Origin of the sequence: Streptomyces sp. NPDC093071 (assembly GCF_044754545.1) — a bacterium.
Taxonomy (GTDB): domain Bacteria; phylum Actinomycetota; class Actinomycetes; order Streptomycetales; family Streptomycetaceae; genus Streptomyces.
The window spans coordinates 48525-74602 of record NZ_JBIVPH010000014.1; the positions used below are offsets into that span (position 1 = coordinate 48525).

The 26078-nt window shown below is 73.7% G+C and carries 23 protein-coding genes; 5 read left to right on the forward strand and 18 right to left on the reverse strand.

Annotated elements, in window-relative coordinates; translation table 11 throughout:
- Positions 1-144: 144 nt before the first annotated feature.
- The 7 genes from truB to rimP all read right to left on the reverse strand — a co-directional run bounded on the left by truB (position 145) and on the right by rimP (position 7038).
- On the reverse strand, positions 145-1044 hold the full coding sequence (gene truB, locus ACIQD7_RS32095) for a tRNA pseudouridine(55) synthase TruB (protein ID WP_402446466.1): 900 nt from the start codon (positions 1042-1044) through the stop codon (positions 145-147).
- Positions 1041-1481: a 30S ribosome-binding factor RbfA gene (rbfA, locus tag ACIQD7_RS32100; protein ID WP_053643343.1), complete on the reverse strand. Its 441-nt coding sequence runs from the start codon at positions 1479-1481 to the stop codon at positions 1041-1043. The genes truB and rbfA overlap by 4 nt, the downstream gene beginning before the upstream one ends.
- Before the next feature lie 29 nt (positions 1482-1510).
- The gene (locus ACIQD7_RS32105) at positions 1511-1804 is read right to left on the reverse strand and encodes a DUF503 domain-containing protein (protein ID WP_030217805.1); all 294 of its coding nucleotides are present in this window, start codon (positions 1802-1804) and stop codon (positions 1511-1513) included.
- A 147-nt stretch (positions 1805-1951) separates the two neighbouring features.
- On the reverse strand, positions 1952-5035 hold the full coding sequence (infB, locus tag ACIQD7_RS32110; protein WP_390755189.1) for a translation initiation factor IF-2: 3084 nt from the start codon (positions 5033-5035) through the stop codon (positions 1952-1954).
- Between the two features lie 145 nt (positions 5036-5180).
- Positions 5181-5462: a YlxR family protein gene (locus ACIQD7_RS32115; RefSeq protein WP_402446470.1), complete on the reverse strand. Its 282-nt coding sequence runs from the start codon at positions 5460-5462 to the stop codon at positions 5181-5183.
- Positions 5463-5536: 74 nt separating this feature from the next.
- Positions 5537-6538, reverse strand: coding sequence for a transcription termination factor NusA (gene nusA, locus ACIQD7_RS32120; RefSeq protein ID WP_402446473.1), 1002 nt, complete (start codon positions 6536-6538; stop codon positions 5537-5539).
- Between the two features lie 2 nt (positions 6539-6540).
- Positions 6541-7038 (reverse strand): ribosome maturation factor RimP, encoded by a 498-nt coding sequence (rimP, locus tag ACIQD7_RS32125; protein WP_121833983.1) that lies wholly within the window; start codon positions 7036-7038, stop codon positions 6541-6543.
- 185 nt (positions 7039-7223) lie between these two features.
- Here rimP and ACIQD7_RS32130 point away from each other — a divergent pair, with 185 nt between their 5' ends.
- From ACIQD7_RS32130 to ACIQD7_RS32145, 4 genes are all read left to right on the forward strand, one after another.
- Positions 7224-7775, forward strand: coding sequence for a hypothetical protein (locus ACIQD7_RS32130; protein ID WP_402446476.1), 552 nt, complete (start codon positions 7224-7226; stop codon positions 7773-7775).
- The gene (locus ACIQD7_RS32135) at positions 7772-8188 is read left to right on the forward strand and encodes a DUF4439 domain-containing protein (protein WP_383416733.1); all 417 of its coding nucleotides are present in this window, start codon (positions 7772-7774) and stop codon (positions 8186-8188) included. The genes ACIQD7_RS32130 and ACIQD7_RS32135 overlap by 4 nt, the downstream gene beginning before the upstream one ends.
- A 32-nt stretch (positions 8189-8220) precedes the next feature.
- A complete protein-coding gene (locus ACIQD7_RS32140) occupies positions 8221-9129 on the forward strand; it encodes an aminoglycoside phosphotransferase family protein (protein ID WP_402446479.1) in 909 nt (302 codons plus the stop codon).
- Positions 9130-9325: 196 nt separating this feature from the next.
- Positions 9326-10246: a slipin family protein gene (locus tag ACIQD7_RS32145; RefSeq protein ID WP_402446482.1), complete on the forward strand. Its 921-nt coding sequence runs from the start codon at positions 9326-9328 to the stop codon at positions 10244-10246.
- A 63-nt stretch (positions 10247-10309) separates the two neighbouring features.
- On the opposite strand, the gene ACIQD7_RS32150 is transcribed toward ACIQD7_RS32145, so the two are convergent.
- The 9 genes from ACIQD7_RS32150 to ACIQD7_RS32190 form a co-directional block, all read right to left on the reverse strand.
- Positions 10310-12010, reverse strand: a complete 1701-nt coding sequence (locus tag ACIQD7_RS32150) for a proline--tRNA ligase (RefSeq protein ID WP_402446485.1) — start codon at positions 12008-12010, stop codon at positions 10310-10312.
- Positions 12011-12081: 71 nt separating this feature from the next.
- On the reverse strand, positions 12082-12627 hold the full coding sequence (locus tag ACIQD7_RS32155) for a GNAT family N-acetyltransferase (RefSeq protein WP_121832638.1): 546 nt from the start codon (positions 12625-12627) through the stop codon (positions 12082-12084).
- 29 nt (positions 12628-12656) lie between these two features.
- Complete coding sequence (locus ACIQD7_RS32160; protein WP_402446490.1) at positions 12657-13502, reverse strand: GNAT family N-acetyltransferase; 846 nt, start codon at positions 13500-13502, stop codon at positions 12657-12659.
- 130 nt (positions 13503-13632) lie between these two features.
- Positions 13633-14790 carry a flavodoxin-dependent (E)-4-hydroxy-3-methylbut-2-enyl-diphosphate synthase gene (gene ispG, locus ACIQD7_RS32165; RefSeq protein ID WP_053643365.1) on the reverse strand — a complete coding sequence of 386 codons (1158 nt, stop codon included), beginning with the start codon at positions 14788-14790 and terminating at the stop codon, positions 13633-13635.
- 103 nt (positions 14791-14893) lie between these two features.
- A complete protein-coding gene (locus ACIQD7_RS32170; protein WP_402446494.1) occupies positions 14894-16201 on the reverse strand; it encodes a M50 family metallopeptidase in 1308 nt (435 codons plus the stop codon).
- Complete coding sequence (dxr, locus tag ACIQD7_RS32175) at positions 16198-17448, reverse strand: 1-deoxy-D-xylulose-5-phosphate reductoisomerase (protein ID WP_402446495.1); 1251 nt, start codon at positions 17446-17448, stop codon at positions 16198-16200. Before dxr ends, ACIQD7_RS32170 begins: the two co-directional genes overlap by 4 nt.
- Positions 17449-17482: 34 nt before the next feature.
- Positions 17483-18718: a 3-phosphoshikimate 1-carboxyvinyltransferase gene (gene aroA / locus ACIQD7_RS32180; RefSeq protein WP_402446498.1), complete on the reverse strand. Its 1236-nt coding sequence runs from the start codon at positions 18716-18718 to the stop codon at positions 17483-17485.
- 236 nt (positions 18719-18954) lie between these two features.
- Positions 18955-20400 carry an aldehyde dehydrogenase family protein gene (locus ACIQD7_RS32185; protein WP_121832642.1) on the reverse strand — a complete coding sequence of 482 codons (1446 nt, stop codon included), beginning with the start codon at positions 20398-20400 and terminating at the stop codon, positions 18955-18957.
- A gap of 160 nt (positions 20401-20560) precedes the next feature.
- On the reverse strand, positions 20561-21520 hold the full coding sequence (locus ACIQD7_RS32190; protein ID WP_402446501.1) for an EamA family transporter: 960 nt from the start codon (positions 21518-21520) through the stop codon (positions 20561-20563).
- 141 nt (positions 21521-21661) lie between these two features.
- Between ACIQD7_RS32190 and ACIQD7_RS32195 the strand changes: the two genes are divergently transcribed.
- A complete protein-coding gene (locus tag ACIQD7_RS32195; protein WP_402446504.1) occupies positions 21662-21880 on the forward strand; it encodes a hypothetical protein in 219 nt (72 codons plus the stop codon).
- A 36-nt stretch (positions 21881-21916) separates the two neighbouring features.
- Here ACIQD7_RS32195 and ACIQD7_RS32200 read toward each other — a convergent pair whose 3' ends face one another.
- Positions 21917-23470: a PucR family transcriptional regulator ligand-binding domain-containing protein gene (locus ACIQD7_RS32200; protein WP_391055776.1), complete on the reverse strand. Its 1554-nt coding sequence runs from the start codon at positions 23468-23470 to the stop codon at positions 21917-21919.
- A gap of 84 nt (positions 23471-23554) precedes the next feature.
- Positions 23555-25825 (reverse strand): ATP/GTP-binding protein, encoded by a 2271-nt coding sequence (locus ACIQD7_RS32205; RefSeq protein WP_402446507.1) that lies wholly within the window; start codon positions 25823-25825, stop codon positions 23555-23557.
- Positions 25826-26078 lie beyond the last annotated feature (253 nt).

Below are 26078 nucleotides of genomic sequence, written 5' to 3' on the forward strand. Positions count from 1 at the left end.
CCCTTCCCCCGCCGCGCCCCCCCCCCTGGGTGACATTTCCGGGCCCTCCCGCGCCGCGGCCCGGGGGGGGTACGGGGGGGGGGGGGGGGCCGCGCCCGCCCCCCCCCCCCACTCAGGACTCGAAAAGCCCGTTCCGCCGGCCCCTCAGCCGAAGACCGCGAGGCTCTTCGCCTTGCCCCGCTGGTCCTCGACCAGCGCGAGCAGCTTCCCCTCCGGTCCGAAGACCGCGACGGGGCCCTTCGGGTACTCCGGCATCTCCAGGCGGACGCCGTTGAGCAGCAGCCGGGCCCGCTTCTCGTCGACGTCCCAGCGGGGGAACGCCGCCGCGGCCGCGTCCGCGACCGGCATGACCGTCAGCTCCTCCTGGAGCTGGTCCAGGGTCCTGGCCGAGTCCAGCTTGTACGGGCCGACCCGGGTGCGGCGCAGCGCGGTCAGGTGGCCGCCCACGCCGAGTCCGGCGCCCAGGTCGCGGGCGAGCGCCCGGATGTACGTACCGGAGGAGCAGACCACCGAGACGACCAGGTCGACCACGGGGGTGCCGTCCTCGGCGACGGCCTCGCGGACGTCGTACACGTGGAAGGAGGAGACGGTGACCGGGCGGGCCGGGATCTCGAACTCCTCGCCGCCGCGCACGCGCGCGTACGACCGCTTGCCGTCGATCTTGATCGCGGAGACCTTCGACGGCACCTGCATGATGGCGCCGGTCAGCTCCGCCACTCCGGCGTCGATCCGCTCGCGGGTGACCTTCGACGCGTCGACCGACGCCGTGATCTCGCCCTCGGCGTCGTCGGTGATCGTGGTCTGGCCCAGGCGGACGGTGCCCAGGTACTCCTTCTCGGTCAGCGCGAGGTGGCCGAGGAGTTTGGTCGCCCGCTCCACGCCGAGGACGAGGACGCCCGTGGCCATGGGGTCGAGCGTTCCGGCGTGGCCGACGCGGCGGGTCCTGGCGATCCCGCGCATCTTGGCCACGACGTCGTGCGAAGTGAAGCCCGACGGCTTGTCGACGATGACAAGGCCGTCGGGCGTGGGGGCTGCGTTGCTCATTCGGCGGCTTCGTCCTCGCCCGGCTTCTTGTAGGGGTCGGCGTCGCCCGCGAAACCGGCGCCCGAGGACGCCTCCCGCACCTGGGCGTCGGAGGCCCGCGCCTTGTCGAGGAGGTCCTCGATGGTGCGCGCGTTCTCCGGGAGGGCGTCGGCCACGAAGGTCAGCGTCGGGGTGAACTTGGTCCCCGCGGCCCGGCCCACGGCCGAACGGAGGACGCCCTTGGCGCTCTCCAGGCCGGCGGCGGCGCTCGCCCGCTCCTCGTCGTCGCCGTAGACCGTGTAGAAGACCGTGGCCTCCCGCAGGTCACCGGTGACGCGGGTGTCCGTGATGGTCACGTGCGTACCCAGGCGGGGGTCCTTGATGCCGCGCTGCAGCTTCTCGGCGACCACCTCCCGGATGAGGTCCGCCAGCTTCTTCGCCCGCGCGTTGTCGGCCACTGGTCCTTCTCCTTCTTCGCCTTGCTCGATCAGTCTTCATCAGTGTGGAGCCTGCGGCGCACCGACAGCAGCTCCACCTCCGGCCGGGCGGCGACGAGCCGCTCGCACCGGTCCAGCACGTCGCTGAGGTGCCCCGGGTCCCCCGTCACCATCGCGACGCCGATCTCGGCCCGCCGGTGGAGGTCCTGGCCGCCGACCTCCGCCGCGCTCACCGCGAACTTGCGCTGGAGCTCGGCGACGATCGGCCTGACGACGGAGCGCTTCTCCTTCAGCGACCGTACGTCGCCCAGGAGCAGATCGAAGGACAGTGTCCCCACGTACATGTGTGTCCGGATGTCCCGCCGGTTCGGGGTCAGTGGTCCCGCCCACGACAGGGCGGGAACACCAGAACCGTACACGCAACGGCCGGGGCCGATCGACGGAATAAGTTCCGCCGACCGGCCCCTGCTCACTGCTGCGATCGGACGCGATCAGGCGCGCGGCTTCTCGCGCATCTCGTACGTCGCGATGACGTCGTCGATCTTGATGTCGTTGAAGTTTCCGAGGTTGATACCACCCTCGAAGCCCTCGCGGATCTCGGTGACGTCGTCCTTGAAGCGGCGCAGACCCTCGATGTTGAGGTTCTCCGCGATGACCTTGCCGTCGCGGAGGAGGCGCGCCTTGGTGTTGCGCTTGACCTCGCCCGAACGGATGAGGACACCGGCGATGTTGCCCAGCTTGGACGAGCGGAAGACCTCGCGGATCTCCGCCGTACCGAGCTCGACCTCTTCGTACTCCGGCTTGAGGAGGCCCTTGAGCGCCGCCTCGATCTCCTCGATCGCCTGGTAGATGACCGAGTAGTACCGGACGTCGACGCCCTCGCGCTCCGCCATCTGCGCGGCACGGCCGGCCGCGCGGACGTTGTAGCCGATGACGATGGCGTCGGAGCCCATGGCCAGGTCGATGTCCGACTCCGTGACCGCACCCACACCGCGGTGCAGGACGCGGATGTCGACCTCTTCGCCGACGTCGAGCTGGAGCAGCGAGGACTCCAGGGCCTCGACCGCACCGGACGCGTCGCCCTTGATGATGAGGTTGAGTTCCTGGACGAGACCGGCCTTGAGCACCTTGTCGAGGTCCTCGAGGGACACCCGGCGGACGCGCTTGGCGAAGGCCGCGTTGCGCTCGCGCGCCGCACGCTTCTCGGCGATCTGACGCGCCGTGCGGTCCTCGTCGACCACCAGGAGGTTGTCGCCGGCACCCGGCACGTTGGTGAGACCGAGCACCAGGACGGGAGTCGACGGGGCCGCCTCCTCGACGTTGTTGCCCTTGTCGTCGAGCATCGCCCGGACGCGGCCGTACGCGTCGCCGACCACCACGGTGTCGCCGATGCGCAGCGTTCCGCGCTGGACCAGGACGGTCGAGACCGCACCGCGGCCGCGGTCGAGGTGGGACTCGATCGCGATGCCCTGCGCGTCCTGGTTCGGGTTGGCCCGCAGGTCGAGCGAGGCGTCGGCGGTGAGGACGACGGCCTCGAGCAGGGAGTCGATGTGCAGACCCTGCTTGGCGGAGATGTCGACGAACATCGTGTCGCCGCCGTACTCCTCGGCCACCAGACCGAACTCGGTCAGCTGACCGCGGACCTTGGTCGGGTCCGCGCCCTCGACGTCGATCTTGTTGACCGCGACGACGATCGGGACGCCGGCGGCCTTGGCGTGGTTGAGCGCCTCGATCGTCTGCGGCATGACGCCGTCGTTGGCCGCGACCACGAGGATCGCGATGTCGGTCGACTTCGCACCACGGGCACGCATGGCGGTGAACGCCTCGTGACCCGGGGTGTCGATGAAGGTGATCTTGCGGTCCTCGCCGTTGACCTCGGTGCCCACCTGGTAGGCGCCGATGCCCTGCGTGATGCCACCGGCCTCGCCCGCGACGACGTTCGTCTTGCGGATCGCGTCGAGCAGTCGGGTCTTTCCGTGGTCGACGTGACCCATGACGGTGACGACCGGCGGACGGGAGACCAGGGCCTCTTCGCCGCCCTCGTCCTCGCCGAACTCGATGTCGAAGGACTCGAGGAGCTCGCGGTCCTCCTCCTCGGGGCTGACGATCTGAACGGTGTAGTTCATCTCGTCGCCGAGCATCTGCAGCGTGTCGTCGGAGACGGACTGCGTGGCCGTGACCATCTCGCCGAGGTTCATCATCACCGCGACGAGCGACGCCGGGTTGGCGCCGATCTTCTCGGCGAAGTCGGTGAGGGACGCACCGCGCGACAGGCGGATGACCTCGCCGCCACCGCGGGGAAGCATCACGCCGCCCACGGACGGGGCCTGCATGGCCTCGTACTCCTGGCGCCTCTGACGCTTCGACTTGCGACCGCGACGCGCGGGACCGCCGGGACGGCCGAAGGCGCCCTGCGTGCCACCACGGCCACCGGGACCACCGGGACGACCGCCGAAGCCGCCGGGACGACCGCCGAAGCCGCCGCCACCGCCGGGACCACCCGGACGACCGCCGCCGCCACCGGGACCACCGGGACGGCCGGCGAAGCCGCCGCCGCCACCGCCGGGACCGGCCGGACGACCGGCGAAGCCGGGACGACCGCCGCCGCCACCGCCGGGACCGCCCGGACGGCCGCCGGGGCCACCGGGACCACGACCGCCGGGGCCGGGACGCGGGCCGGCAGCGGGACGCTGCGGCATCATGCCCGGGTTCGGACGGTTGCCGCCGGGCGCGCCGCCCGGACGGGGGGCCTGCGGACGGGGCATACCGCCCGGGGTCGGACGGGCACCGCCCTGACCCTGCGGACGCGGGGCGCCGCCGGGGCCGCCCTGCGGACGCGGGGCGCCCGGAACGGCACCGGGGCCGCCGGGACGCGGGGCGCCGCCACCGGGACGCGGCGACTGCGGCCGCGCCATGCCGGTGGAGCCGCCCGAGGTGAACGGGTTGTTGCCCGGACGGGGACCGGCCGGACGGGCACCGCCCGGACGGGGGGCCTGCTGGCCGCCGGGGCGCGGAGCGCCCTGGCCCTGCGGGCGGGGCGCCTGCTGGCCCGGACGGGCGGCCGGGCGGGGGCCCGGGGTCGCGCCGGCGGGACGCTGCTGCTGGGCGGCCGGGGCCGCCGGAGGCGCGGTGAACTCCGGGGTGGTCGGAGCCGGGGAGGCCGGCGCCGGCTTCGGCGCGGCCGGGGGCTTCGGACCCGGGGTGGGACGACCGCCGGCGGGGGCCGGGGTCGAGGGCTTCTCCGCGGCCGCGGGCTTGGGCGCCGGGGTGGGCGCGCCAGGCTTCGGGGCGGCGGGTCGAGCCGTCTGCGCCGGGGACGGCGCGGGGGAGGCCTGCGCCGGCTTCGGCGCGGCGGGGGTGGGCGTCGCCTTGCGGGGCGCGCCGGGCTTGGCAGCGGTCTTGCCGGCGTTGCCGCCGGGACCCTGCAAAGCGTCAGTCAACTTGCGCACGACCGGCGCCTCGATCGTCGAGGACGCCGAACGGACGAATTCACCGAGTTCTTGGAGCTTGGCCATGACGACCTTGCTCTCCACGCCGAACTCCTTGGCGAGTTCGTATACCCGGACCTTAGCCACTTCGCTCCTTTGAGGTCCGGTTACCGCCGGACCGTCGCTACTTCATGGGCGTACTCATCGCGTACTCATCGAGTGCTCATCGCAATCTCGACCTACTTCCAACTCGCGAGGTACCTGACCGCACGGTGTTCCGTGCCGTACTTCTTCACTGCTGTGCCGATCGCTCGACGTGGTGGCGGAGTGCCGCGGTGTCGAGCGGGCCCTGGGCCCTGAAGGCCCTCGGGAACGCTCGGCGGCGGACCGCCAGATCGAGGCAGACCACGGCGGGGTGCAGGTACGCACCCCGGCCGGGCAGCGTACCGCGATGATCCGGAACGCACTCGTCCTTATTCACCACGATCCGCAGCAGATCGCTCTTGGCCGCTCGCTCCCGGCATCCCACACAGGTTCGCTCAGGGCACACGCGGGCGTGCGTCCGGCCAGACACGATTAAGTCTACCTCCCCGTACCGACCCCGCCCGTTCGGGGCAAGAATCGAACAGTCGTTGGCCAAAAACGGTCTCAGGCCCGGTCGGCCTGGTCCGTCTGCTCGGTGTCCGGACGGATGTCGATCCGCCAGCCGGTGAGCCGGGCGGCGAGGCGGGCGTTCTGGCCCTCCTTGCCGATCGCCAGGGAGAGCTGGTAGTCCGGCACCGTCACGCGGGCCGAGCGGGCGGCCAGGTCGACGATCTCGACCTTGGAGACCCGGGCCGGGGAGAGCGCGTTCGCCACCATCTCGGCCGGGTCGTCCGACCAGTCGACGATGTCGATCTTCTCGCCGAGCAGCTCCGCCATCACGTTGCGGACGCGGCTGCCCATCGGGCCGATGCAGGCGCCCTTGGGGTTCAGGCCCGAACGGGTGGCGCGGACGGCGATCTTGGTGCGGTGGCCGGCCTCGCGGGCGATGGCCGAGATCTCGACCGAGCCGTCCGCGATCTCCGGCACCTCCAGGGCGAAGAGCTTCTTCACCAGGTTGGGGTGGGTGCGCGACAGGGTGACGGAGGGGCCGCGGACGCCCTTGGCGACCCGGACGACGTACGTCCGCAGGCGCAGGCCGTGGGTGTACTCCTCGCCCGGCACCTGCTCCTGGACCGGGAGGATGGCCTCCAGCTTGTCGTCCAGCTTGACCAGGACGTTCTTCGGGTCCTTGCCCTGCTGCACGACACCGGCGACGACGTCGCCCTCGCGGCGCGCGTACTCGCCGAAGGTCACGTCGTTCTCGGCGTCCCGCAGGCGCTGCTGGATGACCTGGCGGGCGGTGCTCGCCGCGATCCGGCCGAAGTCCGAGGGGGTGTCGTCGAAGTCCTTGGGCTCCTGGCCCTCCTCCAGCTCGGAGGGGTCCTCCTTGGCCCAGACGGTCACGTGGCCGGTGTGCCGGTCCAGCTCCACGCGCGCGTGGCGGCGGGCGTCGGGGGTGCGGTGGTAGGCGATGAGGAGGGCCGACTCGATCGCCTCGACCAGCAGGTCGAAGGAGATCTCCTTCTCATGCGCCAAGCCCTTGAGAAGCTTCACGTCGATGTCCACGGCTACGCCTCCTCTTCCTTCTTGTCCTTGCGGTTGAACTCGATCTCGACACGCGCCTTGGAGACGTCGGCGAACTCGACCCGGCGGGCGGTGGGCCTGCGCCCCTTCACGCCCGGCACTTCGAGGTCGAGGCCGTCCTCGTCCACGGCGAGGATCCGGGCGACCAGCTCGCCGTCGTCGGCCAGCTGGAGCCGGACGAGCCGGCCGGTGGCGCGCACGTAGTGGCGGTGCTCGGTGAGGGGGCGGTCGGCGCCGGGGGAACTGACTTCGAGGACGTACTCGCCCTCGCCCATCGCGTCGGTCTCGTCCAGCTTCTCGGAGATCGCGCGGCTCAGCTCGGCGCAGGCGTCCAGTTCCACGCCCTCGTCCGAGTCGACGACGATCCGCAGCAGTCCGCGGCGGCCCGCCCGGGACACCTCGACCTCTTCCAGATCCAGGTCCTTCGCGCGGACGAGCGGCTCGACGAGTCCGCGCAGCCTGTCGCTCTGGGTGGTGCTCATCCGGGTGACTCCTCGGCCGCGTGTGCTGTTGTGTGTCGTCGCGTGTCAGACCAAAGGGTATCCGGTCCGGGAGGGTGTTGCCGTCCACCGCCCGGGGGCCCGCGGGTACGCTCGCCTGCGGTGATCCGAACGATCTTCCGATGCGTACGGATCTTCGACGGTGGACGGCGGCCGAGGGAGAAGGCGTGACGACGACGGGCAGACGCGCGCTCCTCGCGGCGGGGGCGGCCGCGGGGGCGACGGCCCTGGTGGGCTGCACCTCCGGCGCGGAGGGGCCCCGGCGGCCGAGCGCCGCCGAGCGGGAGGCCGAACGGGTGGCGCGCGCCGAGGCGGCGCTGCGGGCACGCTCGGTGACGGTCGCGCGCGGACTGCTCGAACGGTACGACGCGGTGCTCGCCGCGCACCCCTCCCTGGCGCCCCGGCTGACCCCGCTGCGGCGCTCGGTGGCGGCGCACGTGAAGGCGCTCGGCGAGGACGGCACGGTCCCGGTGGAGCCCGCCGCGGCCTCCCCGAAGCCCTCCGCCTCCGCGCGCCCCACGCCCTCCCCCGCGCCCGTCCCGGTGGCGACCGACCCCGCGACGGCGCTCGGGGAGCTGGCGGCGGCCGAGCGGACCTCCTCCGACGGACACATGGACGCGCTGCTCGCCGCCCCGCCCGAGTACGCCCGGCTGCTCGCCTCGGTGGCGGCCTCGGGCGCCGTCCACGCCTACCTGCTGACCGAAGGAGCCCGCGCGTGAGCGCCCTCGACGCCACCCAGGCCGCGCTGGCCGCCGAGCACGCGGCCGTGTACGGGTACGGGGTCGTCGGCGGCCGGATCGGTGCGGAGCGCCGGGCGGAGGCCACGGCCGCGTACGAGGCCCACCGGGCCCGCCGGGAGGTGCTGCGCCGCGCGGTGCGGGACCTCGGCGGCGCGCCGGTGGTGGCGGCCGCCGCGTACGCGCTGCCGTTCCGGGTGGCGGACCCGGCGGGCGCGGTGCGGCTCGCCGCCGTCCTGGAGGACCGGGTGGCGGGCGTCTACTCCGATCTGGTGCGGGCCACCGAGGGCCCGGCCCGGCGGGAGGCGGCCGCCGCGCTCAGGGAGGCGGCGGTACGCGCCGTGCGCTGGCGCGGCGGCGACGTAACCTTTCCTGGGCTCGCCGAGCGGGCCTGAGCCCCGCCCCGACCGAATGGAACAGCGTACGCATGGCTTTCGAACCCCCGCAGCGACTCGTCCGGACGCTCGGTGAGACGTACGGGGAGGCCCTCGCGGCCGAGTGGCTCGGGCAGCTGCCGGAGCGGGCGCGGACCGCGCTCGACCGGGGCTCCCTGGAGGCCGGGCGGGTGATGGCCCCCGGCGGGCGGAGCAGCCTGGTGGTGCTCGTCCGGCGGTCCGACGGCTCCCCCGCCGCGCTCAAGGTGGCGCCGCCGTTCGCCCGGCCGGACCGGGAGCGGGAGGCGCTCGCCCACTGGAACGGCTGGGGCGCGGTGCGGCTGCTCGAAGGGGCCGGCGGGGACCCGGAGGACGGCCTCCTGCTCGAACGGCTCCATCCCGAGGTGTCCCTGCGCTCCCTGCCGGAGGCGAAGGCGCTCCTGGAGGCGGCCGGGACCGTGCGGAAGCTGTGGGTCGAGCCCCCGGCGGAGCACGGCTTCGAGTCGGTGGCCGAGCGGACGGCCCGGCAGGCGGAGGCCATGGAGCCGTACCGGTCCGACCCGGTGGCCGGCGAACTGGCGGCGGCGGCGCTCGCGGCGCGCGATGAGCTGGTGGCCGGGGAGGCCGAGACGGTGCTCCTGCACGGCAACTTCCGGCAGGGCAAGGTCCTGGGCGGCGACCGGGCGCCCTGGCTGGCCGTGGGACCCGAGCCGCTGGTCGGCGAGCGGGCCTACGACCTGGCCCGGCTGGTGCGGGACCGGGTGGAGGACCTGGTGGCGGCCTCGGCGGGCGCCTCGGCGGCCCGGCGGCGGGTGAACAAGCTGGCGGACTCCCTGGACCTGGACCGGGAGCGGCTGCGGGGCTGGACCCTGTTCCGCGCGGTGGAGTCGGGGACGCGGGCGCTGACGGCGGGGCGGCGGCAGGACGCGGAGCTGCTCCTGGAGTTCGCGGGCTGGCTGTAGGGCCTGGACCGGCCGCGCGTTCCCGGGCCGGCCGTGGGGCCGCGGTCGGTCTGGGGCCGCGGTCGGTCTGGGGCCGCGGTCGGTCTGGGGCCGCGGTCGGTCGTACGTTCGCGGGCGGACTGGAGGGGAATACCCTTTTTGTACCGTTCGCCGGGCAGCCGGGCATCGGCGTTCGGCCCGACTCCAGGGGGCCGTGATGATCGAAGAGCTGCTCATGGCGGTGGCCGCCACGGGCGCCGCGGCGGCGGCGTACGCGGGCGCGGCGGCGCGGGTGGTCAAGCAGTACGAGCGCGGGGTCGTCTTCCGTTTCGGCCGGCTGCGCGGCCGGGTGCGCTCCCCCGGGTTCACGATGATCGTCCCGGTGGTCGACCGGATGCACAAGGTGAACATGCAGATCGTCACGATGCCGGTGCCCGCGCAGGAGGGCATCACCCGGGACAACGTGACGGTCCGGGTGGACGCGGTCGTGTACTTCAAGGTGGTCGATCCGGCGGACGCCCTCGTACGGGTGGAGGACTACCGGTTCGCGGTCTCGCAGATGGCGCAGACCTCCCTGCGGTCGATCATCGGCAAGAGCGACCTCGACGACCTGCTGTCCAACCGGGAGAAGCTCAACCAGGGCCTGGAGCTGATGCTCGACAGTCCGGCGATGGGGTGGGGCGTCGCCATCGACCGGGTCGAGATCAAGGACGTGTCGCTGCCGGAGACCATGAAGCGGTCGATGGCCCGGCAGGCGGAGGCGGACCGGGAGCGGCGGGCGCGGGTGATCAACGCGGACGCGGAGCTCCAGGCGTCGAAGAAGCTGTCCGAGGCGGCGGCGATGATGTCCGACCAGCCGGCGGCGCTCCAGCTGCGGCTGCTGCAGACGGTGGTGGCGGTGGCCGCCGAGAAGAACTCCACGCTGGTGCTGCCGTTCCCGGTGGAGCTGCTCCGCTTCCTGGAGCGCGCGACCCCGGACGCCAAGCCGGGCGCGGCGGCGCACGCGCCGCACCGGGGCGCGGAGGTGGAGATACCGCCGCTGCTCGGCGACGCGTACCCGAGGAGCCGGGCGGCGACGGAGGACGCCATCGAGGACCTGACGGGCACGTCGGTGGAGCCCGCGCCCCGGGAGGACTGAGAACAACACCGCGACGGCCCCGCCCCCCTGCGCAGAGGGGCGGGGCCGTCGCGTACGGCGGGATCAGGCGGTCAGGCGGGCGATCGCCTCGTCCACCGTCAGCTCCTCGCGCTCGCCCGTGCGGCGGTCCTTCAGCTCCACGACGCCCTCGCCGGAGCGGCGGCCCGCGACGAGGATCTTCGGGACGCCGATCAGCTCCGCGTCGGTGAACTTGACGCCCGGGGAGACGCCCGCGCGGTCGTCGACCAGGACCCGCAGGCCCGCGGCGGACAGCTTGTCGGAGACCTCCAGGGCCAGCTCGATCTGGAGGGCCTTGCCGGCGGCGACCACGTGGACGTCGGCCGGGGCGACCTCGGCGGGCCAGCACAGGCCCTTCTCGTCGGCGGTCTGCTCGGCGAGCGCGGCCACGGCACGCGAGACGCCGATGCCGTACGAGCCCATGGTCACGCGGACCGGCTTGCCGTTCTGGCCGAGGACGTCGAGCTTGAGGGCGTCGGCGTACTTGCGGCCCAGCTGGAAGATGTGGCCGATCTCGATGGCGCGGTCCAGCTTGAGGCCGGTGCCGCACTTCGGGCAGGGGTCGCCCTCCTCGACGACGACCACGTCGACGTACTCGGTGACCTCGAAGTCGCGCCCGGCGACCACGTTCTTCGCGTGGGTGTGCTCCTTGTTGGCACCCGTGATCCAGGCCGTGCCCGGGGCCACGCGCGGGTCCGCGAGGTACGTGACCTTGTCGAGGCCCTGCGGGCCGACGTAGCCGCGCACGAGGTCGGGGCGGGCGGCGAAGTCGGTCTCGGTGACCATCTCGACGGCGGCCGGCGCGAAGTGCGCCTCGACCTTGCCGAGGTCGACCTCGCGGTCGCCGGGGACGCCCACGGCGACGATCTCGCCGTCGACCTTCACCAGGAGGTTCTTGAGGGTGGCGGAGGCCGGGACGCCGAGGGAGGCCGCGAGGGTCTCGATGGTCGGGGTGTCCGGGGTGGGGATCTCCTCGGCGGCGGGCACGGCGGAGCCGTCCACGGCCTTGAGCGAGAAGGAGACCGCCTCGGTGTTGGCGGCGAAGTCGCAGTTCGGGCAGTCGGCGAAGGTGTCCTCGCCGGCCTCGGCCGGGGCGAGGAACTCCTCGGACTTGGAGCCGCCCATGGCGCCCGCCGTGGCGGCGCAGATGCGGTAGTCGAGGCCGAGGCGCTCGAAGACCCGCTGGTAGGCCTGGCGGTGCAGGGCGTACGACTGGGCGAGGCCCTCGTCCTCGGTGTCGAAGGAGTACGAGTCCTTCATGAGGAACTCGCGGCCGCGCAGGATGCCGGCGCGGGGGCGGGCCTCGTCGCGGAACTTGTTCTGGATCTGGTAGAGGATGACCGGCAGGTCCTTGTAGGAGGACGCCTGGTCCTTCACCAGGAGGGTGAAGATCTCCTCGTGGGTGGGGCCGAGGAGGTAGTCGCCGCCCTTGCGGTCCTGGAGGCGGAAGAGCTCCGCGCCGTACTCGTCCCAGCGGCCGGTCGCGTCGTAGGGCTCGCGGGGCAGCAGGGCCGGCAGGGAGACCTCCTGGGCGCCGATGGTGTCCATCTCCTCGCGGACGATCCGCTCCACGTTGGAGAGGACCTTCTTGCCGAGGGGCAGCCAGCTCCAGATGCCGGCGGCGGTGCGGCGCACGTATCCCGCGCGGACGAGGAGCTTGTGACTGAGGACCTCGGCGTCCGCCGGGTCGTCGCGCAGCGTCTTCGCCATCAACTTCGACATGCGCTGGACCGGTGCGTTGGCCATGGTTCTCGTACTCCTGCCGGGACTGCGGTTGATGGGCCCGAGGTTAGCCGGGCGGCCCCGGGGACGGGAAATCAGTTCCGGCGCGGCAGCGGCAGCGGGGCGCCCATCACGGCGTACGGGCGGGGGGCGCTGGGGAAGTGCACCCGGCGGGCGAGGTCCCGGTAGCCGAGGGAGCGGTAGAGGGCGCGGGCGGGGCTCTCGGTGTCGATCGCGGAGAGGATCGAGCGCGGCTCGTCGGCCGTGTCGGTGATGGTGGTGATCAGGGCGCGGCCCGCGCCCCGGCCCTGGAAGTCGGGGTGGACGTGGAGCTCGGTGATGGTGAAGGAGCCGTCGAGCCAGTCGGCGGTGCCGGTGGTGCGCAGGTACGCCTCGACGACGGTGGACCACCAGTGGGAGCGGTCGTTGGGCATCCCGTACACGAAGCCGACGAGCCGTCCGCCGGGGGTGGTGGCCCCGTAGGCGCGGGCGCCGGGGGCGAGCAGGTGGCGCAGCACGATGTGGCGGCGCACGGCGACCTCGTCAGCGTCCAGGCCGAAGGCGACCGCCTGCACGGCGAGGGCCTCGTCCACCCGGGCGGCCAGGTCGACCGGTCCGATCACGATCTCCGCGTCATCCATGCGGCGCACCTTACAAGCGGCCGGGCCCCTCAGAACAGCACGCTCATGAAGGCCCCGGTCTCCCGGAAGCCGACGCGGCGGTACGCGGCCCTGGCGGGGGTGTTGTAGTCGTTGACGTACAGGCTCACCACGGGGGCGACGTCGGCCAGGGCGTACCGGAGGACGGCGGCCATGCCGGTCTCGGAGAGGCCCTTGCCGCGGTGCTCGGGGGCGACCCAGACGCCCTGGATCTGGCAGGCCTGGCGGGTGGCGGCGCCGATCTCGGCCTTGAAGACGACCTTGCCGTCCTCGACGCGGGCGAAGGAGCGGCCGGCGCCGACGAGTTCGGCGACCCGGGCCTGGTAGAGCAGGCCGCCGTCGTTGGCGAGCGGGGAGACGCCGACCTCCTCGGTGAACATGGCCACGCAGGCGGGCATGATCACCTCCATCTCGTCCTTGCGGACGCGGCGCACCAGCGGGTCGGGCTCGACGGTGGCGGAGGGCTCCTCGGCGACCATCAGAGGCTGGTTGGCCCTGACGTCCCTGGCGGGGCCCCAGCTGGGCTCCAGGAGCCGCCACAGCTCGGTGGTGGCCTCGGCGGGGCCGACGATGGAGGAGCAGCGGCGGCCGGTCCTGCGGGCCCGGTCGGCGAAGGCGCGGACGGCCTGGGGGGTGGCGCAGATCGGGACCAGGTTGGCGCCGGAGTAGCAGAGCGAGCGCAGCCGTCCCTCGCTGTACCAGCCCCACATCTCGCCGCCGAGGCGCCAGGGGTCGAGCCCGGCGAGCTGGACGCGGGCGGTCACGAACGCGTTCTCGACGGGGGCGCTCTCCAGGACGGCGAGGGCGGCGCCGAGGTCGGTGGGTTCGAGGACCCGAGTGGTGGTCTCTGTCAACACGAGGGGGCCTCACCGTGCGGTTCCGCTGATTCCACGCACTTTACCCGGAGGGCCCCGGGGCACGCCTCCGGCAGCGGGAAGCCCCGCCTCCCGGAGCGGGCGGCGGGGCTTCGCACGGGAGTCGTGCGCGTCAGCCGGCGACGGCGACCGACGGCTCGCCGCTGGCGACGCCGTCCTTCTCCATCTGCTCGGCGATCTTCAGCGCCTCCTCGATGAGGGTCTCGACGATCTTCGACTCGGGCACGGTCTTGATGACCTCGCCCTTGACGAAGATCTGGCCCTTGCCGTTGCCGGAGGCGACGCCGAGGTCGGCCTCGCGGGCCTCGCCGGGACCGTTGACGACGCAGCCCATGACGGCGACGCGCAGCGGGACGGTCATGCCGTCGAGACCGGCGGTGACCTCCTCGGCGAGCTTGTAGACGTCGACCTGGGCGCGGCCGCAGGACGGGCAGGAGACGATCTCCAGGCGCCGCTGGCGCAGGTTCAGCGACTCCAGGATCTGGATGCCGACCTTGATCTCCTCGGCCGGGGGCGCGGAGAGCGAGACGCGGATGGTGTCGCCGATGCCCTGGGAGAGCAGCGCGCCGAAGGCGACGGCGGACTTGATGGTGCCCTGGAAGGCCGGGCCCGCCTCGGTGACGCCGAGGTGCAGCGGGTAGTCGCACTGGGCGGCGAGCTGACGGTAGGCCTCGACCATGACGACCGGGTCGTTGTGCTTGACCGAGATCTTGATGTCGCGGAAGTCGTGCTCCTCGAAGAGGGACGCCTCCCAGAGGGCGGACTCGACGAGCGCCTCGGGGGTGGCCTTGCCGTACTTCTTGAGGAGCCGCGCGTCGAGGGAGCCGGCGTTGACGCCGATCCGGATCGGGGTGCCCGCGTCGTTGGCGGCCCGCGCGATCTCCTTGACCTTGTCGTCGAACTGCTTGATGTTGCCCGGGTTGACGCGGACGGCCGCGCAGCCCGCGTCGATCGCGGCGAAGACGTACTTGGGCTGGAAGTGGATGTCGGCGATGACCGGGATCTGGGACTTCCGGGCGATCGTCGAGAGGGCGTCGGCGTCGTCCTGGGTCGGGCAGGCCACGCGCACGATCTGGCAGCCGGAGGCCGTCAGCTCGGCGATCTGCTGGAGCGTGGCGCCGATGTCGGACGTACGCGTGGTGGTCATCGACTGCACGGAGACGGGTGCGTCACCGCCGACGGCCACGGTGCCGACCTGGATCTTGCGGCTCTTGCGCCGCTCGGCGAGCCGGGTCGGGACGGTAGGGATACCGAGAGAAATCGCGGTCATCTGTTGTGCAACCTCAAGGTTGTGCGTCGGCGGGCTCAGGTCTCCGAGGTTACCGCCCCGGCGGTGGAGGGCCGGACACCACCGGGTCCGGCCCTCCGGGGGTTCACGTCAGCTTCACCGGGTTGACGATGTCGGCGGCGAGGACGAGCAGGGTGAAGCAGACGAAGACGCCGGCCACCACGTACGCGGCGGGCATCAGCCTGGCCACGTCGAACGGGCCGGGATCGGGGCGCTTGAAGATCCGTGCCGTGTGGCGGCGCACGGACTCCCACAGGGCGCCCGCGATGTGGCCGCCGTCGAGCGGCAGCAGCGGGAGCATGTTGAAGAGGAAGAGCGAGACGTTGAACATCACCAGGATGTTCATGAACCACACGAGGATCCGCTCCGGCGGGGCCTCGACGGTCATCAGCTCACCGGTGAGCCGGGCGGCGCCGAGGACGCCGACGGGCGAGTCGTCGGCGCGCTCGCCGTCGCCGAAGGTGGCGTCCCAGAGGCCGGGGATCTTGCCCGGGAGGGCGATGACCGAGTGGACGCCGTTCTCCAGGAGGTCGGTCATCCGGTCGGCGCTCTCGCCGAAGGTGAGGGGCGCGACCTCGGTCTTGGAGGCGAAGCCCAGGTAGCCGGCGTCGATGTAGGTCACCGGCTGGACGACCCTGCCGTCCTCGTCCTTCTTCGGGACCTTGTTGGTGACGAGGGTGGGACGCAGGTCGATCCGCTGCCCGGCCCGCTCGACGGTGACCGTCGCGGGGCCGATGGTGTCGCGGATGCGGTCGGAGAGGGTGTCCCAGTCGTTCACCGGGGTGCCGTTGAAGGCGACGATCTTGTCACCCTCCTTGAGGCCGGCCTGGAACGCCGGGGAGACGGGGTCGCCCGCCGCGCACCTCTCGCGCTTCTCGCTCTGCTCGATGACGCACTTCTGGACGCCGGCGACGGCGGTCGTCTGGCCCTCGATGCCCAGCGTCATCATCGAGCCGAAGAACAGCGCCGCCGCCAGGACCAGGTTCATGAACGGCCCGGCGAACATCACGATGACGCGCTTCCACGGCTTGCGCGTGTAGAAGAGCCGGGTCTCGTCGCCGGGCTGGAGCTCCTCGTACGAGGCCTCGCGGGCGTCCTCGATCATGGAGCGCCACGGCGAGGTGGAGCGGGCCTCGATCCGTCCGTCGTCGCCGGGCGGGAACATGCCGATCATGCGGATGTAGCCGCCAGCCGGGATGGCCTTGATGCCGTACTCGGTCTCGCCGCGCTTCTTCGACCAGAGCGTGGGGCCGAAGCCGACCATGTACTGCGGGACGCGGATGCCGAAGAGCTTGGCCGTGGAGAGGTGGCCGAGTTCGTGCCAGGCGATGGAGACGAGCAGTCCGAACGCGAACAGCACGATGCCCAGGACGTACAGGAGCGTTTCGTTCATGCGCGGGCCTCCGCTGTTGCCTTCGCTGCGAGCTCTCGGGCCCGGGCCCGTGCCCAGGTCTCCGCTTCCAGGACGTCCGGCACGGTGAGGGAGGTTCCCGCGGCGGGAACGCCGTGCTCCGCCACGACCGCCGTGACCGTGTCCATGATGCCGTTGAACGGCAGCCGCCCGGCCAGGAACGCCTCGACGCACTCCTCGTTGGCGGCGTTGAAGACGGCGGGGGCGGTGCCGCCCAGCTCGCCGACGTGCCGGGCCAGGCCGACGGACGGGAAGGCCTCGGTGTCGAGCGGGAAGAACTCCCAGGTGGAGGCCTTGCTCCAGTCGAAGGCGGGGGCCGCGTCCGGGACCCGCTCGGGCCAGCCGATGCCGATGGCGATCGGGCCGCGCATGTCGGGCGGAGTGGCCTGGGCGAGCGTGGAGCCGTCCGTGAACTCGACCATCGAGTGGACGTACGACTGGGGGTGGACGACGACCTCGATGCGGTCGAAGGGGATGTCGTAGAGCAGGTGGGCCTCGATGACCTCCAGGCCCTTGTTGACCAGGGTCGCGCTGTTCACCGTGATCACCGGGCCCATGGCCCAGGTGGGGTGGGCGAGCGCTTCCTCGCGGGTGACGTGGGCCAGCTGCTCCCTCGTACGGCCGCGGAAGGGGCCGCCGGAGGCGGTGACGACCAGTTTGCGGACGTCGGCGCGGGTGCCGGCGGCGAGCGCCTGGAAGAGGGCCGCGTGCTCGGAGTCGACCGGGATGATCTGGCCGGGCTTCGCCAGCGCCTTCACCAGGGGGCCGCCGACGATCAGCGACTCCTTGTTGGCGAGGGCGAGGGTGCGGCCGGCTTCGAGGGCGGCGAGGGTGGGCGCGAGGCCGATGGAGCCGGTGATGCCGTTGAGGACGGTGTGGCACGGGGATGCGGCCAGCCGCGTGGCGGCGTCCGGCCCCGCCAGGAGTTCCGGCAGGGGCTCGGAGCCGTACAGCGCCTTCAGGGCCTCGCGCAGCTCGGGCAGCGCCTCCTCGCGGGCGACCGCGACCGCGGCGACCCCCAGCCGGTGCGCCTGCTCGGCGAGCAGTCCGATCCGGCCGCCGGAGGCGGCCAGGGCGGTGACCCGGAAGCGGTCGGGGTTGCGCAGCACCAGATCGATGGCCTGGGTGCCGATGGACCCGGTCGAGCCGAGGACGACGATGTCCCGGCGTCCTTCGGAGACGTCGAAGGCGACGTGCGGGTCGGCGAGGGGTGAGGGGCGGTCGGTCATGCCCCCCATTCTTGCGTCAAACGCGGCGCGGTCTTCACGGGGTGCGGACGAACGTGTCGAAGGCCCGGTGGAAGTCGGGGAACGTCTTCTTCACGCAGCCGGGGTCGTCGAAGGTGACGCCGTGGGTGCGCAGGGCGGTGACCGCGAAGGACATGACGATCCGGTGGTCGCCGTGGGTGGCGATCTCGACCGGTCCGGCGGGCGTGCCGGGGTGGATCTCGATCCAGTCGGGGCCGGTGCGGACGGTGATGCCGAGGCGCCGCAGGTTCTCCGCGCAGGCGTCGAGGCGGTCGCACTCCTTGACCCGGGTGTTGGCGACGTCCTCGATGCGGACCGGGCCGTCGGCGAACGGCGCGAGGGCGGCGAGGGTCGGCATGGTGTCGGAGATGTCCCGCATGGTGACGGTGAGTCCGCGCAGGGTGCCGGTGGAGCGGACGGTGGTGGCGTCCGCGCCGATCTCGACGTCGGCGCCCATGCGGCGCAGCACGTCGACGAAGGCGAGGTCGCCCTGGAGGGCGCCGGTGCCGAGGCCGGGGACGGTGACGGAGCGGCCGGGCAGGAGCGCGGCGGCGGCGAAGAAGTAGCTGGCGGTGGAGGCGTCGGGCTCGATGCCGTACGTCCTGGCCCGGTAGCCGGTGGGGGCGACGCGGTAGGTGCGGCCCTCCCGCCGGACCTCGGCGCCGAAGCTCCGCATCATGGCGAGGGTGATCTCGACGTACGGCTCCGAGACCAGGTCGGTGACGGTGATGTCGAGGCCCTCGGCGGTGAGCGGGCCGAGCAGGAGCAGGGCGGTGAGGTACTGGGAGGACTGCCCGGCGTCCAGGGTGAGCGCGCCGCCCTTGACGCCGCGGGCGTGCACGTCGAGCGGGTGGTGGCCCTCCTGCCCGCCGTGCCGGAGGTCGACGCCGAGGGCGCGCAGGGCGGTGGTGAGCGGGCCGAGGGGGCGCCTGCGCATCTGGGCGGAGGCGTCGAAGCGGTACGTGCCGTGGCCGGCGGCGGCGAGGGCGGGCAGGAAGCGGGCGGTGGTGGCGCCGTCGCGGCAGTAGACGTCGGCGGTGGCCGCGCCGGGTCCGGCGGGCCGGCCCTCGACGTGCCAGGCGCCGGGCTCGCGGCGGACGGCGTAGCCGAGGGCGGCGAGCCCTTCGGCGAAGCCCTCGGTGTCGTCGGAGACGAGGGGCCGCAGGAGGGTGGTGGTGCCCTCGGCGGCGGCGGCGAGGAAGAGCGCGCGGGCGGTGACGGACTTGGAGCCGGGAATGTCTATGACGGTCACGGACACCATCCTGCCGTCTCGCCCGGGGAGGACGGACCGGCGTTCCGGATGGCGGAACGGGACTCTCCGGACGGCTTTCCGTACGGCTTTCCGAGCGGCTTTCCGGGCAACTCTCCGGGCGGCTCTCCGTACGGCTTTCCGGGCAGGGGGAAAGGCGGTCCGGCTCCCCGCACAGTGGAGCCGGACCGCCCGGTCCGGGTGGGGCGTGCGCCCCGTGGGCCGTACGGCCCCGCGTCCTAGAGGGCCAGGCCCGTCAGGACCAGGACGCGCTCGTAGGTGTAGTCGTCCATCGCGTACTTGACGCCCTCGCGGCCCACGCCGGAGCGCTTGGCGCCGCCGTACGGCATCTGGTCGGCGCGGTACGAGGGGACGTCGCCGACGATCACGCCGCCGACCTCTAGGGCGCGGTGGGCGCGGAAGGCGGCCTGCAGGTCGTGGGTGAAGACGCCGGCCTGGAGGCCGAAGTCGGAGTCGTTGACCGCGGCGAACGCCTCGGCCTCGCCGTCGACCTTGGCGATGGTCAGGACCGGGCCGAAGACCTCGGCGCGCGCCAGGGTGACGTCGGCCGGGAGGTCGGCGAGGACGGTCGGGGCGTAGGTGGCGCCCTCGCGCTTGCCGCCGGCCAGGAGCGTGGCGCCGGCCGCGACGGCCTCGTCCACCCAGGACTCGACGCGCTTCGCGGCGGCCTCGTCGACGAGCGGGCCGACGTCGGTGGCGTCGTCCGCCGGGTCGCCGGTGACCTGGGCCTCGACGGCGGCGACGATCTTCGGCAGCAGGCGGTCGTGGACGGAGGAGTCGACGATCACGCGCTGGACGGAGATGCAGGACTGGCCGCCCTGGTAGTTGGAGAAGGTGGCGATGCGGGTCGCCGCCCAGTCCAGGTCGGCCTCGGAGGACCAGTCGGGCAGGACGACGGCCGCGGCGTTGCCGCCGAGCTCCAGGGTGCAGTGCTTGTGCGGCACGGACTCCTGGATGGCGTAGCCGACGGTGTCGGAGCCGGTGAAGGAGATGACCGGGAGGCGCTCGTCCTGGACGAGGGCGGGCATCCGGTCGTTCGGCACGGTGAGGATCGACCAGGAGCCGGCCGGCAGGTCGGTCTCGGCCAGGATCTCGCCCAGGACCAGGGAGGAGATCGGGGTCGAGGGGGCCGGCTTGAGGATGATCGGGGCGCCGACGGCGATGGCCGGGGCGACCTTGTGGGCGCTGAGGTTCAGCGGGAAGTTGAACGGCGCGATGCCGAGGACGACGCCCTTGGGGATGCGGCGGGTCAGCGCGAGCCGGCCCACGCCGCCGGCCTCGGTGTCGAGGCGCTGGGCCTCGCCGCCGTTGAAGCGGCGGGCCTCCTCGGCGGCGAAACGGAAGACGGAGACGGCGCGGCCGACCTCGCCGCGGGCCCACTTGATGGGCTTGCCGTTCTCGGCGGAGATCAGCTGGGCGATCTCCTCGGTGCGCTCGGCGAGGCGCTTCGACACGTGGTCGAGGGCGGCGGCGCGGACGTGCGCCGGGGTGGCGGCGAACTCGTCGACGACGGCGTGCGCGGCGGCGACGGCCTCCTCGACCTGGGCCTCGGTGGGCACGCTGACCTTGCCGACCAGACGTCCGTCGTACGAGTTCGTGACGTCGAAGGCGGCCTCGCCGGTGGCCTCGCGGCCGGCGAGCCAGAAGGCGTGGGTGGTCGTCATTGCGTCCCGGCCCTTTCCGTATCGGTGGTGTGAGCGGTTGCTCTCGTGACACGTTAGGGCCGGGGCGGCCGGCGCGGGTTTGTCCGGTGTGGAGTGGTGGGGCGGGACCCCTGTCCGAATTGGCCGAAGGGGAGCCGGGGCGGCCGTCCGGGGCGTCGGCTCAGCGCCTCCGCTCGGTCGACACGATCAGACAGACGCCGGCCACGACGATCGCGCCGCCGAGGAGGACGGGCCGGGTCAGGGCCTCGTTCAGGACGAGGGCGCCGAGGGCGACCGCGACGACGGGGTTGACGTACGCGTAGGTCGCGACGAGGGAGATCGGGGCCGCCTGGAGGAGCCAGGCGTAGGCGGTGAAGGCGACCAGCGAGCCGAAGACGACCAGGTAGGCGAGGGCCGTCCAGGAGCGGGTGGAGACCTCGGCGAGGTCGAGCCCGTGGTGCTCGCCGCGGAACAGGCCGACGGCGACGCCGGCGAGGCCGCCCGCGACCATCTCGTACGCGCTGGCGGTGAAGGGGTTGGCGGGCATCGGGAGGCGGGAGGAGGTGAAGGAGCCCACGGACCAGCTGAGGGCGGCGGCGATCACCAGGAGGACGCCGCCGATCCGCACCTCGCCGGTCAGGCCCGGCAGGGTGAGGACGCCGAGCCCGGCGAGGCCGAGCAGGACGCCGCCGATCGCGCCGGGGCCGGGGCGCTCGCCCGCGGCGGCGCGCAGGACGACGACCCAGGCGGGGACGACGGCGATGAGCAGCGCGGCGAGGCCGGAGGGGACGGAGGTCTCGGCGAGGACGACGAGCCCGTTGCCGCCGAGGACGAGGAGCAGACCGACGAGGACGGCCGAACCGAGCTGCCGGCGGGTGACCCTGAGGGCGGCGGGGCCCTGGCGCCAGGCGATGATCCCGGCGAGCAGCAGCCCGGCGGTGACGAAGCGGGCGCCGCCGGAGAGGAACGGCGGCAGGGTCTCGACGACGACCCGGATGCCGAGGTACGTGGACCCCCACACGACGTACACGATGCCGAGCGCGGCCCAGACGGCACCGGTGATACGGCGGGCGGGGGCCGGGGGCGCGGCGGGGAGGACGGCACGGGTGCCGGGGGCCGGGTCGGCGGCGGGTTTTGTCATGAGCAGGAGAGTAGGGACCGGGGGACGGTACGGCCAGAAATCTGCCCGCGTCCGGGCAGGGTTCCCGGAATTCGGACGGCTGGGGCGGGCCATGGCGGGAAGGGAAGAATGAGGAGGACCGCGGAACCGCAAGGGGGAACCATGATCCTGTTCGTACTGACCGCCGTCCTGGTCCTCGCCGTGGGCGGCTGCGTCTGCGTGGTGTGGGCGGCGCGGGGCGGCCCGCGCTGGACCCGCGGGGTGGCCGCGGTGGTGCTGCTCGGCGGGGAACTGGTGCGGGCCGGGGGCGGGAGGAAGCGGGCGTCGGGGAGCGAGGGCCCGGGGGACGGCGGGGGTGGCGGAGGCGGTTCGGACGGCTGAGGGCGAGGCCTCTCCGCTGTCCGGGGTGTCCGGGGGCTACTCGGCCCCCTCCCCCGTGGCCTTCAGGGCGAGCCACAGCTCCATTCGTACGTCCGGATCGTCCAGGGAGCGGCCGAGGATCTCCTCCACGCGGCGCATCCGGTAGCGCAGGGTGTGCCGGTGGACGCCCAGGTCGGTCGCCGCCGCGTCCCACTGGCCGTGCCGGGAGAGCCAGGCGCGCAGGGAGACCACGAGGTCGCCGCGGCCGGTGGCGTCGTGGTCGCGCAGGGCCCGGAGCATTCCGTCGGCGAAGGCGCGGACGGCGTCGTCGGCGAGGAGCGGCAGGACCGAGCCGGCCGCGAGGTCCTCGTGCTCGACGAGCGCCCGGCCCCGGCGGCGGGCGACCGAGAGCGCCTGTTCGGCCTGCTTGTACGCGGCGGCGGCCGCGATCGGGCCCGCCGGGGCGGAGAGGCCGACGACCAGGCCGGCCTCCTCGGCCTCGCGCTCCGCGTACCCCTCGCAGGCGGCGACGACCGCGCCGCCGTCACCGGCGAGGACGACGAGCCGCTGCTCGCCCTCGGGGACGGCGAGGACCGCCTCGCCGGCGCGGGCGGCGGCGGCCTCCAGGGCCTCGGCGAGGACGGGGAGGGGCGGTTCGGCGGCCGGTTCGCCGCCGGCGGGTTCGGCGACGAGGAGCCGGAAGGGGGCGTCGAGCAGCCCGCCGTACACGTCGCCGGCTACCGCGCGGGCGTGGTCGGGCTGTCCGGCGAGCAACATGCGCAGGACGGCGGCGCCGAGGCGCTGTTCGGCGGCCTGGAGGGAACGGGAGCGTTCCGTGGTGAGGGTGAGCAGGGCGATGGCCGAGTGGACGGCGTACCGCTCGGCGGTGCCGAGGGGGGCGCCGGTGCCGACGGCGAGGGCGCCCCGGACGCGGCGGCCGGTGCCGAGCGACTGGAGTTCGACGCGGTCGTCGGTGCCGCCGACGACGGCGCTGGCGGGGGCGGGGCGCTCGCGCAGCCGCTCCACGTCGGGGGTGAGGCGGGCGGCCCGGCGGGCGGCCCACTCGGGCGAGACGGCGACGGGCTTGCCGGAGGTGTCGTAGAGGGCGGCCCAGCCGTCGACGTGAGCGGCGAGCCGGGCGACGACGGCGTCGGGGCCCTCGGCGAGCGCGGCGCGGGTCAGCTCGCGCTGGACCTCGAAGCCGGCGGTGACGGCGCGGTACTGGTCGGCGGAGATGGCGGCGGAGACGGCCTTGCTGATGGCGAGGAACGGGGTGCGGCGGGGCACTTCGAGGAGCGGCAGGTGCTCCTCGCGGGCCGCTTCGAGCAGCGCCGCCGGGATCTCCTCGTAGTTCACCCCCACGGCGAACCCGAGCCCGACGACTCCGGCCCCGAGCAGCCGCCGCACGTAGCGGCGCATCGCCTCCAGGTCCTCCGCGTCGAGGGTGAGCGCGGTGGTGAGCAGCAGCTCGCCCCCCTCCATGTACGGCACGGGATCGGCGAGCTCACTGACGTGCGCCCAGCGGACGGGGGTGTCGAGACGGTCCTCCCCGGCGCGGACGACGAGCTTGAGGGCGGAGTGCTGCGCGAGCGAGGCGAGGGTGGGCGGCATTGGGGACCGTCGGACCTTTGGGGGAGGGGGCGCCGCTCAGCCGAGCGGCGTCCCCGATTGTGCCAGGGGTGGGGGGTGGGTGCGTCAGTTGCGGAGGTCCACGAGGAGGGGAGGGGTGTGTTCGCCCCGCACGTGGGTGAGCGAGAGGACGGCGTGGCCGGGCGGGACGGCGTGGGCGAGGTCGGAGGCGGACCAGCGCTGCCGCTCCACCTCCCGCACGGTGACGGCCTCGGCGGTGGCCGCCCGGCCGGTGACCAGTCGCCGCATGAAGTGCAGGGCCTTGGTCAGCGGCTCGTCCGCGATGATCTGCCGGTTGGTGACGTCCCGGGTCTGCACCCACTCGGTGCCCCAGGCCTCGGCGAACCGTCCGCCGTCCCAGGACGCGATGCCCGCGAAGGCCATCCGGCAGCCGACCGACCCGAGCAGCGGCTCGCGCAGCGCCTCGGGCACGTCCTCCAGGCTGCGCAGCGCGAGGAGGACGCCCGCGTTGACGGAACGCAGCCGTTGCAGGGCCCGTACGGAGTCGCCGGTGACGGTGTGGGTGGCGTCGTCGAGGACCAGGCAGGCGAAGAGGGAACGGTCGCGGCGGGCGAGGGCGGCTTCCGTGAACTGGGCGAGCAGCAGCCGGGAGACGATCCGGGAGGCCTCGGCGTGGCCGCGCTCGGGCAGGTCGACGCGAACCCGGAGCGGGTGCTCGATCGCCCGGAACGAGAACTTCGGCCGGTCTCCGTCCCCGTCCCGGCCGGGCCCGCCCCCCGTACGGAAGAAGCCGGCGAAGGCGGGCCGGTCGAGGAAGGTGATGCGCTCGGCGAGCAGGGTGCCGATGTCGTCGCCGCGGTCGGCCTGCCGCTGCCGCGCGTCGAGCTCGCGCAGCTGGGCGGGGTCCGCGGCGACGGCGGCCCGGAGCGCGGCGAGCGCCTCGGGCGCCCCGCCGAGCAGGTCGCGCAGTTCGGGTACGCCGGGGAAGCGGCCGTACGCGGCCAGGAACGGCCCGGTCAGCTGGGCGAGCGCGGCGGCGGCCCGGCGGCTGTCGGTGACCAGGTCTCCCACGAGGGCCTCGGCGAGGATGCGGGCGGCCTCGTCGGGGTCGTCGGCTCCGCCGTAGAGGTCGAGGTCGTGGGTGGATTCGCGCCGCCCGACGGAGACGACGAGGTCGAAGGCCCCGTCCGGGCCGAGGCCGGTGCCCTGGGAGGTGACGGCGACGACGGCGACGCGGTTGGCGAGCGCCTGCAGACAGAGCGTCTCGACGACGGGCCGCACCAGCCGCACGGTCTTCCCGGATCCGGCGGGGCCGACGGCGAGCAGCGAGGTCCCGAGCACGCCCGGTTCCAGGGCGACGCCGGTGGTGCGCCGGGCGTAGGGGTTGCGCGGGTGGTCGGCGGCGGTGCCGATGAGGACCTGTCCGGTGGCGAGGTCGTGGGTGGCGGTGCGGACGGGCAGGTCGCGCAGGCCGGAGGGGTGGCCGCAGGCGGCGGCGCCCCGGGCGCGCACGGTCTCCGTGAAGGCGGCGAGGCGCTCGGGCCTGGCCCGTACGCCCTGCCACGCGCGGTGGATCCGGGCGTAGTCGACGTCCCCGAGCGTGCCCTGGCGGGTGGCCTCGGCGAGCCGGGCCGCGGCCTCGGTCAGTCCGGCGCCACGCAGTTCGGGCCACTCCGCCGGGTCGGCGCCCGGTGGTGCGGGGGGTGTCGGGGCGGGGTCCCGGGAGCCGCCGGTTCCGAAGCGCCGCCGCACGGGGGGCCAGGTGCCGGCCCGGCCGACGGCCGCGACGAGGGCGGCGGCGAGGAGCACGTAGTAGACGTTGGAGACCCAGGTGAGCCAGGTGAGCGTGCGGGGCATCTCGCGCCAGACGCCCGGCAGGAGCACGAAGAGGGGCCACACGGGGACGCCGTAGCGCTGCCAGATCTCCCGCCAGTTGCCGACGCGGCCGAAGCCGACGGCGAAGAGGGCGAGGATGACGGCGTACCAGAGGTAGAGCGCGCCGATGTACGCCTCGAAGTCGGGGCTCGCGGGATTCCGCCAGTCGGAGGGCACGAGCCACAGCATCGGCAGCAGCCACCACTCGTCGACGAAGATCCATCCCCCCTCCAGGTAGCCGTTCCACAGCAGCGACCAGAGGAGCCAGCCGGAGAGGTAGGCGATGAACGCGCCGGTGATCAGCTGGCGGCCGGCCACGAGTTCCGGTTCCCGCTCGGGCCGCTCGCGGTGTCCGAGCCGCCAGATGCCGGGGGCGGCCGCGGGACGGGGGATGCGGAGCCACTCGGCGACCCCGAGACGGGCGGGCGCGTGGGTGGGGGGCGGCGGCACGAGGGGCGGGGCGGCGGGGCGCGGGCCCGTCCCGGTCTGCGGCGTCGGCACGGTCTGCCCGGTGTGCGGCGCGGGGGGCGGCCCCTGGGGCGGGGGGAAGGACGGCACGGGCGGCCCCGCCGGGCGCGGCACCCCGCCCCCCCTCGTGTCGCGTGACTCGTACGTGCCGTCGGTCTCCATGAACCCCCGCCCCCTGACCAGCCAGGTCGCCGCGTCTGTGCCACCGTCAATCTAGTGGGCCCGCGGCGCCCCGGAGGGATTTCGACCACCCGTGCGGCCGGATCCCCATCGGCGCGCGGTGCCG